Annotated in this window: 17 protein-coding genes; 6 read left to right on the plus strand and 11 right to left on the minus strand. The window is 72.6% G+C overall.

The window, feature by feature from the left end; translation table 11 throughout:
• Nucleotides 1-115: 115 nt before the first annotated feature.
• The 4 genes from LZG04_RS10545 to LZG04_RS10560 all read left to right on the plus strand — a co-directional run bounded on the left by LZG04_RS10545 (nucleotide 116) and on the right by LZG04_RS10560 (nucleotide 2,528).
• Complete coding sequence (locus tag LZG04_RS10545) at nucleotides 116-490, plus strand: SSI family serine proteinase inhibitor (protein ID WP_233815635.1); 375 nt, start codon at nucleotides 116-118, stop codon at nucleotides 488-490.
• 193 nt (nucleotides 491-683) lie between these two features.
• Nucleotides 684-1,388, plus strand: coding sequence for a hypothetical protein (locus tag LZG04_RS10550; protein WP_233815636.1), 705 nt, complete (start codon nucleotides 684-686; stop codon nucleotides 1,386-1,388).
• Nucleotides 1,375-1,854: a phage holin family protein gene (locus LZG04_RS10555; RefSeq protein ID WP_233815637.1), complete on the plus strand. Its 480-nt coding sequence runs from the start codon at nucleotides 1,375-1,377 to the stop codon at nucleotides 1,852-1,854. The genes LZG04_RS10550 and LZG04_RS10555 overlap by 14 nt, the downstream gene beginning before the upstream one ends.
• Nucleotides 1,830-2,528: a DUF3618 domain-containing protein gene (locus LZG04_RS10560; RefSeq protein WP_233815638.1), complete on the plus strand. Its 699-nt coding sequence runs from the start codon at nucleotides 1,830-1,832 to the stop codon at nucleotides 2,526-2,528. The genes LZG04_RS10555 and LZG04_RS10560 overlap by 25 nt, the downstream gene beginning before the upstream one ends.
• Before the next feature lie 57 nt (nucleotides 2,529-2,585).
• On the opposite strand, the gene LZG04_RS10565 is transcribed toward LZG04_RS10560, so the two are convergent.
• Both LZG04_RS10565 and LZG04_RS10570 read right to left on the minus strand, forming a co-directional pair.
• Nucleotides 2,586-2,885, minus strand: coding sequence for a hypothetical protein (locus LZG04_RS10565; protein ID WP_233815639.1), 300 nt, complete (start codon nucleotides 2,883-2,885; stop codon nucleotides 2,586-2,588).
• A complete protein-coding gene (locus LZG04_RS10570; protein WP_233815640.1) occupies nucleotides 2,882-3,451 on the minus strand; it encodes a bifunctional DNA primase/polymerase in 570 nt (189 codons plus the stop codon). Before LZG04_RS10570 ends, LZG04_RS10565 begins: the two co-directional genes overlap by 4 nt.
• Nucleotides 3,452-3,620: 169 nt before the next feature.
• Here LZG04_RS10570 and LZG04_RS10575 point away from each other — a divergent pair, with 169 nt between their 5' ends.
• Complete coding sequence (locus LZG04_RS10575) at nucleotides 3,621-4,802, plus strand: helix-turn-helix transcriptional regulator (protein ID WP_233815641.1); 1,182 nt, start codon at nucleotides 3,621-3,623, stop codon at nucleotides 4,800-4,802.
• On the opposite strand, the gene pcaC is transcribed toward LZG04_RS10575, so the two are convergent.
• The 9 genes from pcaC to LZG04_RS10620 form a co-directional block, all read right to left on the minus strand.
• On the minus strand, nucleotides 4,792-5,166 hold the full coding sequence (pcaC, locus tag LZG04_RS10580; RefSeq protein WP_308199033.1) for a 4-carboxymuconolactone decarboxylase: 375 nt from the start codon (nucleotides 5,164-5,166) through the stop codon (nucleotides 4,792-4,794). The genes LZG04_RS10575 and pcaC overlap by 11 nt on opposite strands.
• On the minus strand, nucleotides 5,163-5,912 hold the full coding sequence (pcaD, locus tag LZG04_RS10585; protein ID WP_233815642.1) for a 3-oxoadipate enol-lactonase: 750 nt from the start codon (nucleotides 5,910-5,912) through the stop codon (nucleotides 5,163-5,165). Before pcaD ends, pcaC begins: the two co-directional genes overlap by 4 nt.
• The gene (gene pcaB, locus LZG04_RS10590; protein ID WP_233815643.1) at nucleotides 5,909-7,297 is read right to left on the minus strand and encodes a 3-carboxy-cis,cis-muconate cycloisomerase; all 1,389 of its coding nucleotides are present in this window, start codon (nucleotides 7,295-7,297) and stop codon (nucleotides 5,909-5,911) included. The genes pcaD and pcaB overlap by 4 nt, the downstream gene beginning before the upstream one ends.
• Nucleotides 7,272-7,850 (minus strand): protocatechuate 3,4-dioxygenase subunit alpha, encoded by a 579-nt coding sequence (gene pcaG / locus LZG04_RS10595; RefSeq protein ID WP_233815644.1) that lies wholly within the window; start codon nucleotides 7,848-7,850, stop codon nucleotides 7,272-7,274. Before pcaG ends, pcaB begins: the two co-directional genes overlap by 26 nt.
• Nucleotides 7,843-8,565 (minus strand): protocatechuate 3,4-dioxygenase subunit beta, encoded by a 723-nt coding sequence (gene pcaH / locus LZG04_RS10600; RefSeq protein ID WP_233815645.1) that lies wholly within the window; start codon nucleotides 8,563-8,565, stop codon nucleotides 7,843-7,845. Before pcaH ends, pcaG begins: the two co-directional genes overlap by 8 nt.
• 37 nt (nucleotides 8,566-8,602) lie before the next feature.
• Nucleotides 8,603-9,325, minus strand: a complete 723-nt coding sequence (locus tag LZG04_RS10605) for a CoA-transferase subunit beta (RefSeq protein ID WP_233815661.1) — start codon at nucleotides 9,323-9,325, stop codon at nucleotides 8,603-8,605.
• A 29-nt stretch (nucleotides 9,326-9,354) separates the two neighbouring features.
• The gene (locus LZG04_RS10610; RefSeq protein ID WP_233815646.1) at nucleotides 9,355-10,152 is read right to left on the minus strand and encodes a CoA transferase subunit A; all 798 of its coding nucleotides are present in this window, start codon (nucleotides 10,150-10,152) and stop codon (nucleotides 9,355-9,357) included.
• Nucleotides 10,153-10,722: 570 nt separating this feature from the next.
• Nucleotides 10,723-11,433 (minus strand): maleylpyruvate isomerase family mycothiol-dependent enzyme, encoded by a 711-nt coding sequence (locus tag LZG04_RS10615; protein ID WP_233815647.1) that lies wholly within the window; start codon nucleotides 11,431-11,433, stop codon nucleotides 10,723-10,725.
• On the minus strand, nucleotides 11,430-12,839 hold the full coding sequence (locus tag LZG04_RS10620; RefSeq protein WP_233815648.1) for a PP2C family protein-serine/threonine phosphatase: 1,410 nt from the start codon (nucleotides 12,837-12,839) through the stop codon (nucleotides 11,430-11,432). Before LZG04_RS10620 ends, LZG04_RS10615 begins: the two co-directional genes overlap by 4 nt.
• A gap of 149 nt (nucleotides 12,840-12,988) precedes the next feature.
• Between LZG04_RS10620 and LZG04_RS10625 the strand changes: the two genes are divergently transcribed.
• Nucleotides 12,989-14,798, plus strand: a 1,810-nt coding sequence (locus tag LZG04_RS10625) for a HAMP domain-containing protein (RefSeq protein WP_233815662.1), incomplete at its 3' end; no start/stop codon positions are given.

A 14,798-nucleotide genomic window follows, 5' to 3' on the forward strand; every position in this document is an offset into this window, starting at 1 on the left:
ACCGAATTGGAAATCACCAGGAGCGGATTACGACATCCCGGTGAGATGCGAATTCTGCTGAATAGCGACCGGCACTCGTGGTCACCCCTGACCCATGCGACGAACACGAACCCTCATGGCTTCCTTGTTCGCCTCCGGCCTGTTGGCCGCTCCGCTGATCGCCACCGGCACGGCGTCCGCCGCGCCACCGGAGACGGATCTCGTGCTGGCGGTCCACGAAGAGGGCACCGGGGTCGAGTCGACCCGGCTGACCTGCGATCCGGCGGCCGGTGAGCACCGGCTGGCGCGGGCCGCGTGCGGCGAGATCGAGGCCGCCGGCGGTGATTTCACGCGGTTGCCCGGCACCGATCCGCAGGTGTGCACGTTCGATTACCGACCGGTGACCGCGGTCGCGTTCGGCTCGTGGCGCGGTGAGCCCGTGCGTTACGTGCAGGAATTCCCGAACCGGTGCGTGATGGAGCAGGAGACGGGCACGGTTTTCTCCTTCTGACCTCTTCCCGACCAGCCCTGACGACCTCGTGGCCGAACACCGGCCGCGGGGTCGTCCCCATTTCCGGCCGGTTCCGCGTAGTCGTGCGGTCACCGTGCGCGTGCGGCGAATGGTTGTTGTTGCGAAGGAGGTTAGCCGCTCGCCACGGGGGTAGGTCGGTAGGCGAGAGCACGCCGACCTTGAGGAGTCAGTCGTGGACGAGAACCAGGTGGGTGCGGTCCGCGAGACCGCCGGGCAGGAGGGCACCGCCGTGGCGCAGCACGCCAGGCAGGCCGCCGGAGAGGTGGGTTCGACGGCGCGTGACCAGGTCGGACAGGTGGCCCACGAGGCGACGGGTCAGGCCAAGCACGTGGTGCGCGACATGCGGGAACGGGTCGCGACCGAGGCCGAGGAGCAGGCGCGGCGGGTGTCGCGGCAGATCGACCGCATCGCCGACGAGCTGGGCACGATGGCCGACGGCTCCGGCCCCGACTCGCTGACCGCCGGCGCGTTGCGCCAGGTCTCCGACGCCGGCCGGCAGGCGGCCCGCTACCTCGACGAACGGGGTGCGCGCGGGCTGCTGGACTCGGCGCAGGACTTCGCGCGGCGCAAGCCGGGCACGTTCCTGATCGGCGCGGCGGTGGCCGGTTTCCTGGTCGCCCGCGCCGCGAAGAGCATGAGCGGGTCCGACCAGTCGCAGTCACGGCAGCCGCAGCCGCAGCGCGGGTACACCGACCAGACGCCGACCACGCCCGTGACCACGCCGACGGCCGTGCCGAGCGCGACCGCGACGCCGTCGTCGCCGTCGCCGATGCCGTCGGAGTACGGCACGTTGGCGCCGCAGATCCCGTCGGACCACCCGACGCCGTCGCCGCGCGCCCCCTACCAGCCGGAGGGGTCGCCGTATGTCCAGCGCTGAGACCCGGTTGACGGGCGGCCACGTGCCGGAGAGCCGCGTGCCCGCGGGCGGGGCCGTCCCGGCGGGCGGTCCCGTGCCGCCGGCCGAGGAGCAGGCGTCGCTGGGCCAGCTCGTCGGCGAGCTGACCGAGGACCTGTCGCGGCTGATGCGCCAGGAGCTGGAGCTGGCCAAGGCCGAGATCAGGCAGGAGGCCACGAAGGCGGGCAAGGCCGCCGGGATGCTGGGCGCGGCCGGGTTCGCGGGGTACATGACCGCGGTCCTGCTGAGCCTGGCGCTGGCGTTCGGCCTGGCCACGTTCATGGGGTTGGGCTGGGCGACGCTCGTCGTCGCCGTGCTGTGGGGCATCGCCGGGTTCGCCCTGTTCTCCGCGGGCCGCTCGCGGCTGCGCCAGGTCAACCCCAAGCCGGAGCGCACGATCGAGACGTTGAAGGAGGACGCGGAATGGGCCCGTCACCCGACCAAATAAGGCACGACATCGACCGGACTCGCGCGGAGCTGGTGGCGGACGCCAACCGGATCGTCGACCACACCAGGCCGCGCAACATCGCCCAACGCCGGGTGGACCGGGTGCGGCACCGGATGAGCACGTTGAAGGAGCGAGTCATGGGCACGGTTCCGGAGACCGCCTCGACGGTGCAGGACCGCACCTCGGGCATGGCGTCCGCGATGGGCGAGCGGGCGCAGGACGCCGCCTCGACCGTGGGCGACAAGGCGCAGCAGGCCGCGTCCGTGGTCGGTGAGAAGGCGCAGGAGGCCGCGCACGCGGTCCAGCGGGCTCCCGAGCAGGCGCGGCAGCAGGCGCGCGGCAACCCGTTGGCCGCGGGGCTGATCGCGTTCGGCGCGGGCGCGCTGGTCGCCACGCTGATCCCGGCGACGCGGGCGGAGCAGGACGCCGTCCGGCAGCTCAGCGAACGCGCCGGCGGCGCGATGGAGCCGGTGAAGGAAGCCCTCACCGAGTCCGTGCAGAAACTGAAGCAGGACGCGGGCACCATGGTCGGCGAGGCGGCGGACCAGGTGAAGCAGGTCGCCCAGGAAGCCACGCAGACCACCGTGGAGCAGGCGAAGGGCTCGGCCCAGGAAGTCGGCCAACACGCCCGCGAATCCGGCCAACAAATCACATCCGAAGTCCGCAACTCCTGACCGCCCCCGTGCGGCGGCACCGCTCTCCCCCGCGGGGCGCGGTGCCGCCGCCTTGTCCTACGGTGCGCCGGCCTCGTCCAACCACACCAAATGCACCCGTCGGACACCCGCCGACCGCGAACTGATCTCGAACAGCGCCCGTGCGCTCTCCGCGCTGTCGGAGCTGAGCCGGAAGCCGCCCTCGACCGCGTCGACCTCGGCACGCTCCGCGTAGGCCAGGCCGTAACCGGCGGCACGCACCTCCCCTTCGCCGTACTCCTCGACCACGGCGAACAGTCGAGGCGCACTCTCGCTCGCAACCTCATGCAGCACCACCGCGGGCACCAAGTCCTGCTCCACGACCGCCACCACGTTCACGCGCCCTCCAAGTTCTCGACGATGTCGGCCGGCTCGCCGCCTGCCATCAACGTGCCGTTCGCCTCCCCTGGTGTGACCGACCACATCACCGCTGTCTCGCCGAAGGCGCTCGGTGGCAACGTCACGGGTGTGCCTGACGCGACCACGCGTGCCTCACCGTTCAGCAACACGGACGGAACCGGGGGTCGGACGAGGAAGTAGGCCGACGGCATCCCCTGGATGACGAGCACCGGCGTCCGCCGGACGACGAACGCGGGATGGCGGGCGATCGCCTCGGCCAGCGAGTCGAACACCATGAAAGCACCGAGCCCGGAACCCGTCACAGTGAACACGTTGGGCCGGTTCAAGCCGGGGACCGACCACATCACTCGCGCTTCCTCGGCGTCGGTGGTCGCTTGGTCGACCCCCAGGAGGAGAGGGTTGACGACCTGCCGCTCGTCGGTCGGGTCGGCGAAGTGCCCGTCGTGCCAGATGGCTCCGGGAACGACGGGCCACCCCCTCTCGACGTAGTCCAGGGCCGCTTCCGATGTCGTGGACGGCGGGATGGCCACCTTGTTGCTCGGCACAGCTGTTCCTTTCCTGCGCTTGCCGCGGATGACGCTCGGTCTTGATCGAATGTGGGGGCGCGACGCCTCCCACGACAGCGCCAGGACGTTCCTTGCCGTGGCCGACCTGTGACAGCGGTACGCTCGACCAGCGATGACGGTCAGCGGGTCAACGCCAGGAGGTCACCCGATGGCAGTACGGCGAACCGCCTTCATCCGCGCTCGGAAGGCGGCGGGTTTCACTCAGGAATCGTTCGCCGAAGCGATGTACGTCGACCGTTCGACCGTGGCGCGCTGGGAGACGGGAACCCGGGAACCCTTGCCCCACCAGCGTCCGAAGCTCGCCCGGCTGCTCGGGATCAGCACGGACGAGTTGGCCGAACTGCTGTCCCCCGTCGCCATCCAGCCTTGGCCCGCGCACGCATCCGACGACGAGCAGGACGCGCTCGAACTCGTGCGCCGGATCAACGCGAGCGACGTCGGCCAGGAGACGTTGGAGCGCCTGGAAGCCGCCGTCGACGACTTGGCGATCGCGTATCCGCGGACACCACCCACCGCGTTGCTCGGTCGGGTTCGGCAACACCTCGGATACGTCACCCGGTTGCTCGACGCCCGCAAGACGCTGGCCGAACACCAACGGTTGCTCGTCGTCGGCGGTTGGTTGTCCCTGCTCGGTGCCACGGTGCACATCGACCTCAACCAGTCATCGGCCGCCACGGCTCGGCTCAAGACCGCTGCCAGCCTCGCAAGGCACGCCGGGCACGACGAGATACGTGCGTGGGTGTACGAGACGGAGGCGTGGCGCACGCTGACGGACGGCGATCACGACAAGGCACTGGAGCTGTCGCGGACGGCGAAGGCCATCGCGCCCGCCGACGGTTCCGCCGCGATCCAGGCCGCGGCGCAGGAGGGGCGAGCCCTGGCGCGGCTGGGGAGACGGAGTGAGGCATACGCGGCGATCCAGGAGGTCCAACGGCTTGCCGCGGGGTTGACCAGGCCGGACCGGCCTGAGCACCACTACCGCTACGACCCGGACAAGGCGGTGGCGTACACGGCGACGACGTTGGCGTGGGTCGGCGACCCGGCCGCCGAGGGGTACGCCCGCGAGATCATCCGGCGGCTCGGCGCGGGAGACGATCCGACGACGTGGCCGCGTCGGGTCGCGTCGGCCAACATCGACCTGTCGCTGGCGCTGTTGACCACGGACCGACTGGACGAAGCGTGCGGCCACACGTTGCGGGCCATCACGTCCGGGTGCGTGGTTCCCTCCAACCACTGGCGCGCCGCTGAAGTGGTGCACGCCGTGGAAGCGCGAGGGTTGCCGGAAGCGGTGGAGTTGAGGGAGGCGTACGAGGAGATGGTCAGGCTGTAGGTCGCGCCTCCGCCAGGATCGGTTGCGCCACGGCGAAGGCGCGGTTCGCGGCGGGCAGGCCCGCGTAGATGCCCACGTGCAGCAGGACTTCCTTGATCTCCTCCGCCGTCACGCCGTTGCGCAGGGCCGCGCGGACGTGCATGGCCAGTTCGTGTTCCTGGCCCAGGGCGGCCAGCACGGCCAGCGTGACGCACGAGCGCGCCCGCCGGTCGAGTCCCGGCCTGGTCCACACCTCGCCCCACGCGTAGCGGGTGATGAAGTCCTGGAAGTCGGCGGTGAACGCGTCGGTGCCGGCGATCGCCCGGTCGACGTGCTCGTCGCCCAGCACCTCCCGCCGCACGCGCATGCCCTCGTCGAAGCTCACAGGTGCGCCTCCAGGATCGCCGAGACCTCGTCGGCCGACTCCACGTTCGCCAGGTGCGCCCCGGGCACGAGGTGGAACGTCGCGCCCGGCACGGAGTCGGCGATGAACCGGCCGCACTCCGGCGGCGTGGCCTCGTCGCACTCGGCCGCGATGACGGCTGTGGGGGCCTCGATCGCCGGCAGCACGGACCGCAGGTCCATCGCCGCCAACGCCTCGCAGCACCCCGCGTAACCCTCGTCGTCCACAGAGGACAGTCCCGCCGCGAACGCGGACACCACCTCCGGTGACCGCTCGCGGAACGCCGGGGTGAACCACCGGCCCACCGCGGCGGGCGCGAGGGAACCGGTGCCCGACGCCCGCACGGCCGCCGCGCGGTCCAGCCACGGCTGCGCGGACGCGAAGCCGGCCGTCGTGCAGCACAGCACCAGCCGCTCGATCCGCTCCGGCGCGTGCCCGGCCAGCCACATGCCGACCATGCCGCCCATCGACACGCCGCAGTACGACACGCGGTCCAGCCCGAGCGCGTCCAGCAGCTCCAGCACGTCGTCGGCGAGGTCGTCGATCCGGTACGGCCCGTCCACCGCCCCGGAACGGCCGTGACCCCGGTGGTCGTACCGCAGCACCCGGAACCGCCGCAGCAGCACGGGCAGTTGCCGGTCCCACAACGCGGTCGTGGTGCCGAGCGAGTTGCCCAGGACGACGACCGGCGCGTCCGGCGGCCCGCTCAACTCGTAGTGCGGCTTCACGGTCGGCTCCTCCCCCGGTGCGCCGCCAGGGCGCGGTCGGTGAACTCGCCCGCGCGGCCGGTGTACCCGGCCGGGTCGAGCGCGTCGTCCAGCTCCTCCTCCGACAACCCGATCCGCAGGTCGGCCAGCAGCGCGTCGCGCAGCGACTGCCCGGCCGCCACCGCGGTCCGGCACACCTCGGCGACCAGCTCCTGCGCCTCCGACCGGCCGATGCGGTCCGCGAGCCGCACGGCCACGTTCTCGGCCATCAGCAGGCCGCCGGTCAGGTCCAGGTTGCGCCGCATCCGCTCGGGGTCGACCCGCAGCCGCGACAGCAGCTCACGGGTGCCGCGCACCGCGCCGCCGACCAGGCGCAGCAGCTCGGTGACGGTCTGCCACTCGCTGTGCCACGCGCCGGCCGCGCGTTCGTGCTCCTGCGCCATCGCCGACAGCACCGTGGCCACCAGCCCCGGCACGCGGCGGGTGCACGCGGTCACCAGGACGGCGCGCACCGGGTTGTGCTTGTGCGGCATCGCCGACGACGTGCCGCCGTCGCCCTCGGCCACCTCGGCGACCTCGGTCTGCGCGAGCAGCACCACGTCCTGCGCGATCTTGGCCAGCACCCCGGACACCTCGCCCAGCGCGCACGCCAGCTCGGCCACCCTGGTCCGGTCGGTGTGCCACGGGATCAGCGGCGCGGCCAGGCCGAGCTGGGCGGCGAGCTGCCCGGTCAGGTCACCGCCCGAGCGCACCGCGGCCAACGTGCCCGCCGCGCCGCCGAACTGCACGGCCAGCCGCTGGGTGCGCACGCGGGTCAGCGCGTCGTCGGCCTCGTCCACCGCGACCAGCCAGCCCGCGCACTTGAGCCCGAACGTGGTCGGCAGCGCGTGCTGGGTGAGCGTGCGGCCGGCGATGAGCGTGTCCCGGTGCCGCTCGGCGAGCCGCTCGCACTCGGCGGCCACGCCCCGCAGCCCGGCCAGGATCGGCCCCAGCGCCCGGAACGCGACCAGCGACAACGCGGTGTCCAGCACGTCCTGGCTGGTCGCGCCGTTGTGCACGGCGGCGCGGCCCTCCGCGGTGACGTGCGCGCCGATCGCCCGCACCAGCGGCACGACCGGCGTGCCCGAGGTCAGCGCGCCCTCGCCGAGGGCGACCGGGTCGTAGTGGCCGACGTCGATGGCCGTGACGACCATCCGGGCGGCCTCCTCTGTCACGATGCCCGCCCTGGCCTGCACGATCGCCAGCGCGCGCTCGAAGTCCAGCATGGCCCGCAACCACGCCCGGTCGCAGGTCTCGTCGTCCACGTCCGGGTCGGTGAACAACGTGCCCCACAGCGAGCGCGTGCCCGGTTCCCGCGGTCCGGCGGACCGGCCGCCGTGCTCAGAGCTCGAAGAAGACGGTTTCATGCTCCCCTTGCAGGTGGATGTCGAAGCGGTAGCCGTGCGGTGCGCTCGCGGCCACGAGCGTGGCCCGCCTGCTCTCCTCGACCGAGGTGAGCACCGGGTCCTCGGCGTTGGCCTCCTCGTCGGGGAAGTAGATCCGCGTGACCAGTCGCACCAGCATGCCCCGGCAGAACACCGACACGTTGAGGTGGGGTGCCTCCCAGCCGCCCCCGCCCCCGGCCGCGGGCAGCGGACCGGGTTTCACGGTCAGCAGCGAGTACCGCCCCTCGGGGTCCGTGGCGCTGCGGCCGAAGCCGCGGAAATCCTTCCAGCGCACCGCGCCGCGCGGGTCGTCGGGGTGGGCGAAGCGGCCGTCGGGGTCGGCCTGCCACGTCTCGACCACCGCGTCGGGCACCGGCGCGCCCGCGCCGTCGTAGACCGTGCCGCCGATCCGGAACGCGCCGGGCGTGCCCTCGGGCACCACGAACGGGCCGTCGGCCCACTCCAGGCCGAACGAGAAGAACGGGCCCACGGTCTGCGACGGGGTGGTCTGGAGCCCGCCGTGGGAGTCACTCATCGTCGTCCTCTTCCTCCAGCGGCGTGGGGTTCTTGCCCCGCAGCACGATGTCCCACCGGTAGCCCAACGCCCACTCGGGCACGGTCGTGCCGAGGTCGAACCGGGCCACCATCGCCTCGCGGGCCTTCGGGTCGCGGACCGAGTTGAAGATCGGGTCCTGGTCGAACAGCGGGTCGCCCGGGAAGTACATCTGGGTCACCAGCCGCTGGGTGAACGCGGTGCCGAACAGCGAGAAGTGGATGTGCGCGGGCCGCCAGGCGTTGTCGTGGTTGCGCCACGGGTACGCGCCGGGCTGGATCGTGGTGAAGGAGTAGCGGCCCTCGGCGTCGGTGACGACGCGGCCCACGCCGGTGAAGTTCGGGTCCAGGGGCGCGGGGTGGCGGTCGAGGTCGTGCCGGTACCGGCCGCCCGCGTTGGCCTGCCAGACCTCCAGCAGGGTGCCGGCGACGGGCCGGCCGTCGCCGTCGAGCACGCGTCCGGAGACGATGATGCGCTGGCCCTGCGGCTCGCCGTCGTGGCCCAGGGTCAGGTCGTTGTCGTGAGGTCCGACGCGGCCCTCGCCGAGCAGCGGCCCGGTGATCTCGCCCAGGCGCTGCGGCAGCAGCACGAACGGCCGGTGCGGGGCGCGGAGCACGTTGGACCGGTACTCGGGGAAGGACACGGGCGGGTGCGACGGCGTGTCGGACCGGTAGGTGTGCGGCGGATCGGTCGGCACCGGGATCTCCTGTTCGTCGTGCCGAGAGGACGGGTGTCTAGCGGGTCAGCTCGCGCAGCACGGCGAGCTCGCGGTCGGTGGGCGGCTCGCTGTGCTCCAGCTCGTCGGCGACCTCGAGGTCCCAACCGGTGCGCTCGCGCGCGGTCGCCGGGTCGACGCCGGGGTGCACCGCGGTGAGCACCAGCTCCCGGGTGCGCGGGTCGGGCCGCAGCACGCCCAGGTCGGTGATCACCAGCCGGGGTCCCGCGCCGGTCAGGCCCAGGGCTTCCCGCTCGCCCGGCCCCGAGCCGAAGCCGAACGAGGTGACGAAGTCGACCCGCTCCACGAACGCCCGCCTGGTCTGCCGCACCACCACGACGACCTCGCGGCACGACGCGGCGATCTCGGGCGCGCCGCCCGCGCCGGGCAGCCGCACGCCGGGGTTGCGGTAGTCGCCGCCGATCACGGTGGTGTTGATGTTGCCGAACCGGTCCAGCTGGGCCGCGCCGAGGAAGCCGACGTCGATCCGGCCCGGTTGCAGCCAGTAGTTGAAGATCTCCGGCACGCCGACCACGCTGACCGCCGTGTCGGCCAGCACGCCGTCGCCGATCGACAGCGGCAGCCGGTCGGGTTTCGCGCCGATCGTGCCGGACTCGTAGACCAGCACGAGGTCCGGCGCGTGCGTGCGGCGGGCGAGGTTGGCCGCCGTGCTGGGCAGCCCGATGCCGACGAAGCACACCGCGCCGTCGCGCAGCGCCCGTGCCGCCGCGACCGTCATCATCTCGTCGGAGCTGTAGTCGTGGTCGGTGCTCACGCGATGCCCTCCAACCACTGCGCGAACTTCTCCCGGTCGCGACTGATCTCGTCCCAGGCCACGTAGAAGTCGTTGTCGCGCACCGAGTAGTCGTGCGCGTAGGACGGGTGCGCGCCGCCCGGCGCTTCGGCGACGTAGTCCACGACCCAGGACGGCAGCACCACCGCGCCGGGCCGCGGCTCCAGCTCGTCCACGACCTCCTCGACGGTGACCAGCGACCGGGTCGCGGCCAGCACCGCCTCCTTCTGCACGCCGGTGATGCCCCACAGCTGCACGTTGCCGTGCCGGTCCGCGCGCTGGGCGTGCACCACGGCGGCGTCCAGCCTCAGCGCGGCGACCGCGGTCAGCACCTCGCCGGTGAACGGGCAGGTCACCGCCGCGATGTTCGCCGTCTGGGCGGGCAGGTCGGTGCCGGTGTAGCCGCGCAGCACGGCGAACGGCAGCCCGGACGCGGCGGCGACGTACCGGTTGGCCATGCCGGCGTGGCTGTGCTCCTCCAGCTCCAGCGGCCGCGGCCAGCCGTTCTGCACGGCGTCGCGGAACCGGTGCAGCGAGCCGACACCGGGGTTGCCGCCCCACGAGAACACCAGCTTGCGCGCGCAGCCCGCGCCGATGAGCTGGTCGTACAGCACGTCGGGCGTCATCCGGACCAGGGTCAGGTCGCGCCTGCCCTGCCGGATCACCTCGTGCCCGGCGGCGAACGGGATCAGGTGGGTGAACCCCTCGAAGGCCACGGTGTCGCCGTCGCGCACGACGTGCGCGACGGCCTCCGGGAGGGGCGCGATGGTGGCCAATCGGACCTCCGGGTGTGCACGGCCGGAACTCGCGGCGTCGTGCGGCGGGCAGGGGCGAACGTGCGGCGAACGCTAAGGAGCGCGCCGGAGCCAGGTCAACGGGATCTTCCACTCACCGGAAGCCCGGCGACGCCCGCACCGGCCCGCTGTCCCACCGGGTGCCGGCCGTCGCCGGCGGGGTCGCCCCGCCCGTGAAGCCGGGTTCACCACTGTCCATTTCGGACAGTTCAGCGACGCGCCGTCCGTTGCCGCACCAGCCGGAGGACGCGTCGGAGGCGCGACGGGCGCGGGGTCGCGGTCGTTCCCGAACCGGCAGTTCGTGGCATCCCCAAGCCCTGAAACTTTTCACCAAGGCCGTTGCAACACTGAGCGAAGCGTTGCGAATAGATCCGCAGGTCGCCTCCATCGACGCGCCACGCGCTCCGGGTGGGTTGGACGGCTCGCGATTGAACGCAGCGCTGCAATTCTTATCGGGATGTTGCCATTGTTGACCCGCCTGCGGACAAGGCCATGGAGATCCACAGCGCACTCCGACCCGCATGGGGCCGGGCGCCGGGTGGCTGCGGTGATTCAGTCCGGCAGATCCTGACGGCGCGCCGGGTACGACGGCCACGGGCCCAGCTCCGGCAGCGGCACGGCGCAGGTCGGCGGCGCGTCGGGCACCCGGCCGGCGAGCCAGGCGGCCAGGTCGCGCACCCCGCCCACCACCTCCGTGCCCGTCCCCCACGTCCGCGGCACGTCGGTCGCCCGCAGCGCCACGCCATCAGGCAGCCGCGACCTCAGCACGGCGATCGTGTGCACCGCGAACTCCGCGCTCCACTCCGCGGGCCGCACCCCCACGTCGAGGTCGACCAAGTGGATCCACACCTCGCGCCACCGGGTGAACACCGGCGGCACCGGGTCGGGGTCTGCGGACGCGGACCAGTCGGTGACGCCCGCCCACGCCCGTTCCAGCCGGGAGGCGTGCTCGACGGTGGCGGCGCGGTGCTCGGCGGCGCTGCGGGACGCGGTGGCCTCGATGATCGCGTCCCGCTCCCCCGGCTCCCACAGCTCGACCCGTTCACCCCGTGCCGCGCGCTCGACCACCCGAGCGCGGGCGCGGGCGGCGTCGGCCAGGTGCGCCAGCACGTGCCCCCGCGTCCAGCCCGGCAGCAACGACGGCTCCGCGACCTGCGCGTCGGTGAGGTCGGCGATCGCCGCGAACAACCGGCGGTGTGCGACCGCGACCGCGGCCAGGGGTGGCTCCACGTCACCCGGTCCCAGTCCGGCGACGGCCTTCACGGCGCCGCCTGCAACACCAGCAACGTCAGGTCGTCGTGCTCGGCGGGCCCCAGCCAGTCGAACACCACCCGCCGCAGGTGGTCCGACACCGCCTCGGCCGACAGCCCCGCGCAGTCGCGCAGCGCCGCCTTCAGCCGCACGTCGCCGAACAACTGCTGCCGGTCGCCGTGGTTGCGCGCCTCGGTCAGCCCGTCGCTGTAGAGCAGCAACGTCTCCCCCGGCGCGAGGGCCACGGTCGTCTGGTTGAACCGCACCTCCGACAGCACGCCGACGATGCCGCCGTGCACGGCCACCTCGTCGACCCGCCCGTCGGCGCGCAGCACGAGCGGCGCGGGGTGGCCGCCCGCGGCCAGCGTCAACCGCAGGCCGCCCGCTTGCACGGGCATCATCGAGCCGACGACCAGCGTGGTGAACAGGCGGCTGCCCGCCGCCCGCAGCGCCGCGTTGAGCAGGTGCAACAGCTGCGCCGGCCGCTGCTCGACCACCAGGAGGGTGTGCAGGCTCTGCCGCACCCGGCCGCTGTGCGCGGCGGCCTCCAGGCCGTTGCCCGCCACGTCACCCAGCACGAACGCCGCGCTGCCGTCCTCGCGCGGGTGCACGTCGTAGAAGTCGCCACCGATCAGCACCCGCCGGTGCGCGGGCTCGTAGACGCTGGCCAGGCGGACCCCGGGCAGGTCGGGCAGCGCGGTGGGCAGCAGGTTCGCCCGCAGGGCCTCCACGGTCCGCTGCTGCTCGCTGAACCGGGTGCTCGCCTCGACCGCCGCCGCGGCCCGTGCCGCGTACCGCTGGAGCAGGTCCACGGTCCACGTGCCGCCGAAGCACACCAGCGCGCCGCCCTCGGTCAGCGGCACGGCCACGCCGACCCCCGACACGCCCCACGGCCCGTCACCCAGTTCGGTGAGTTCCGCGTGCTCGACGACGTGGTCGAGCACGGCGGTCAAGCCGGGCGCGGTGTCGGCCACCTGCCGCGTGGTGCGGGCCACGGCGACGTCGCCGCCGGGGGTGCGCCGCCACCATTCGAGACGGCCGCGCGCGCCCGGCAGCACCACGACGGTGTGCTCGGCGGGTGCCAGCTCGACCACGGCCTTCACGGCGTCGGCGCGTTCGGTCCGAGACGCCATCCGGCGCGCGGCCTCGTCCAGGTAGTCGTCCACGCCCCGGTACCAGGCGACCCACCCGCCGCCGAGGTCCTGTCGCCGACCGCGGCCGGTGGTCCGGGCCACGTCCTCGGGCAGCATCGAGCCGGTTCTGGCCTGCGGGAACAGCACGGACGCGAGGAAGTTGACCAACCGGACGACGCCTTCCGGGTCCAGCACGACGACGGCCTCGTGGAAGCCGTCGACCACACGACGCCACGCGTCGAGGTCGAGGCCCGTGTCGGCGCCTTGCCGGTAGCCCTGGGCCATCACGGCTCCTGTGTGTCGGGTCGACCCAACCTATCGGACAAGCCGCCTCCAACAGTGGCAGGCTTGGCGCAGTTGCGCTGACATCGGAGGCTCGTGTGACGACCGCCCAGGACGACACGGACGTGACCCTGGCCCGACTGCTGACCGCGATGCGGGAGATGAAGGACGGCAACTTCCGCCGTCGCCTCGTCGTGCCCCGCGACGGGGTGACAGCCGCGCTGGCCGAGGCATTCAACGAGATCGCCGAGCGCAACCAGTGGCTGGTCGGCGAGCTGGTGCGGGTGCGCCAGTCGGTCGGCCAGGAGGGCAGGCTGGGCGAGCGGCTGGCCCCGAGCACCGCCACCGGCGGCTGGGCGACGGCCGCGGACGCGGTGAACGGCCTCGTCGAGGACCTGACCCGCCCGACCGCCGAGCTGAGCCGCGTGCTCGCCGCGGTCGCCGAGGGCGACCTGTCGCAGGAGATCGTGGTCGACGCGCGGGGCGAGGTCGCGGCGCTGGTCGAGAGCTTCAACTCGATGACGGCGACGCTGCGGACGTTCGCGGGCGAGGTCACGCGCGTGGCCCGTGAGATCGGCACGGACGGGCGGTTGGGCGGCACGGCCGTCGTGCCGGGGGTGGCGGGCACGTGGAAGGACCTGACCGACTCGGTCAACTTCATGTCCGACAACCTGACCAAGCAGGTGCGCGACATCGCGCAGGTGGCGACGGCGGTGGCGCAGGGCGACCTGTCGCAGAAGATCACCGTGACGGTGGCGGGCGAGATGCTGGAGCTGAAGGACACCGTCAACACGATGGTCGACCAGTTGTCGTCCTTCGCGGACGAGGTCACGCGCGTGGCCCGCGAGGTCGGCACGGACGGGCGGCTGGGCGGTCAGGCGCAGGTCACGGGGGTCGCCGGGACGTGGCGGGACCTGACCGACAACGTCAACTTCATGGCGAACAACCTGACCTCGCAGGTCCGCAACATCGCGCAGGTGGCGACGGCGGTGGCGCAGGGCGACCTCTCGCAGAAGATCACGGTCGACGCGCGGGGCGAGATCCTGGAGCTCAAGTCGACCATCAACACCATGGTCGACCAGCTGTCGTCCTTCGCGGACGAGGTCACGCGCGTGGCCCGCGAGGTCGGCACGGACGGGCGGCTCGGCGGTCAGGCGCAGGTGCCGGGGGTGGCCGGTACCTGGCGGGACCTGACCGACTCGGTCAACTTCATGGCCGGCAACCTCACGTCCCAGGTCCGCAACATCGCCCAGGTGACGACGGCGGTCGCGCAGGGCGACCTGTCGCAGAAGATCGACGTGGACGCGCGCGGCGAAATCCTGCAGCTCAAGACCACGATCAACACGATGGTCGACCAGTTGTCGTCGTTCGCGGCCGAGGTGACGCGGGTGGCGCGGGAGGTCGGCAGCGACGGGCGGTTGGGTGGTCAGGCGCAGGTGCCGGGGGTGGCCGGTACCTGGCGGGACCTGACCGACTCGGTCAACTTCATGGCCGGCAACCTCACGTCCCAGGTCCGCAACATCGCGCAGGTCGCGACGGCGGTGGCGCGGGGTGACCTGTCGCAGAAGATCACGGTGAACGCGCGCGGCGAGATCCTGGAGCTGAAGGACACCATCAACACGATGGTCGACCAGTTGTCGTCCTTCGCGGACGAGGTCACGCGCGTGGCCCGCGAGGTCGGCACGGACGGGCGGCTCGGCGGTCAGGCGCAAGTACCGGGGGTCGCGGGGACCTGGCGGGACCTGACCGACTCGGTCAACTTCATGGCCAACAACCTCACCGCGCAGGTCCGGTCGATCGCGCAGGTCACGACGGCGGTGGCGGGTGGCGACCTGTCGCAGAAGATCACGGTCGACGCGCGGGGCGAGATCCTGGAGCTCAAGTCGACCATCAACACCATGGTCGACCAGCTGTCGTCCTTCGCGGACGAGGTCACGCGCGTGGCCCGCGAGGTCGGCACGG

Origin of the sequence: Saccharothrix sp. S26, from assembly GCF_021390395.1 — a bacterium.
Lineage (GTDB): Bacteria > Actinomycetota > Actinomycetes > Mycobacteriales > Pseudonocardiaceae > Actinosynnema.

What these genes read in the sequence shown, in the direction of transcription:
- LZG04_RS10545 (WP_233815635.1), top strand. Translation starts at nt 116, where the DNA reads ATGGCTTCCTTGTTCGCCTCCGGCCTGTTGGCCGCTCCGCTGATCGCC.
- LZG04_RS10555 (WP_233815637.1), top strand. Translation starts at nt 1,375, where the DNA reads ATGTCCAGCGCTGAGACCCGGTTGACGGGCGGCCACGTGCCGGAGAGC.
- LZG04_RS10560 (WP_233815638.1), top strand. Translation starts at nt 1,830, where the DNA reads ATGGGCCCGTCACCCGACCAAATAAGGCACGACATCGACCGGACTCGC.
- LZG04_RS10575 (WP_233815641.1), top strand. Translation starts at nt 3,621, where the DNA reads ATGGCAGTACGGCGAACCGCCTTCATCCGCGCTCGGAAGGCGGCGGGT.
- pcaB (WP_233815643.1), bottom strand. Translation starts at nt 7,297, where the DNA reads ATGAAACCGTCTTCTTCGAGCTCTGAGCACGGCGGCCGGTCCGCCGGA.
- pcaG (WP_233815644.1), bottom strand. Translation starts at nt 7,850, where the DNA reads ATGAGTGACTCCCACGGCGGGCTCCAGACCACCCCGTCGCAGACCGTG.
- LZG04_RS10605 (WP_233815661.1), bottom strand. Translation starts at nt 9,325, where the DNA reads ATGATGACGGTCGCGGCGGCACGGGCGCTGCGCGACGGCGCGGTGTGC.
- LZG04_RS10620 (WP_233815648.1), bottom strand. Translation starts at nt 12,839, where the DNA reads ATGGCCCAGGGCTACCGGCAAGGCGCCGACACGGGCCTCGACCTCGAC.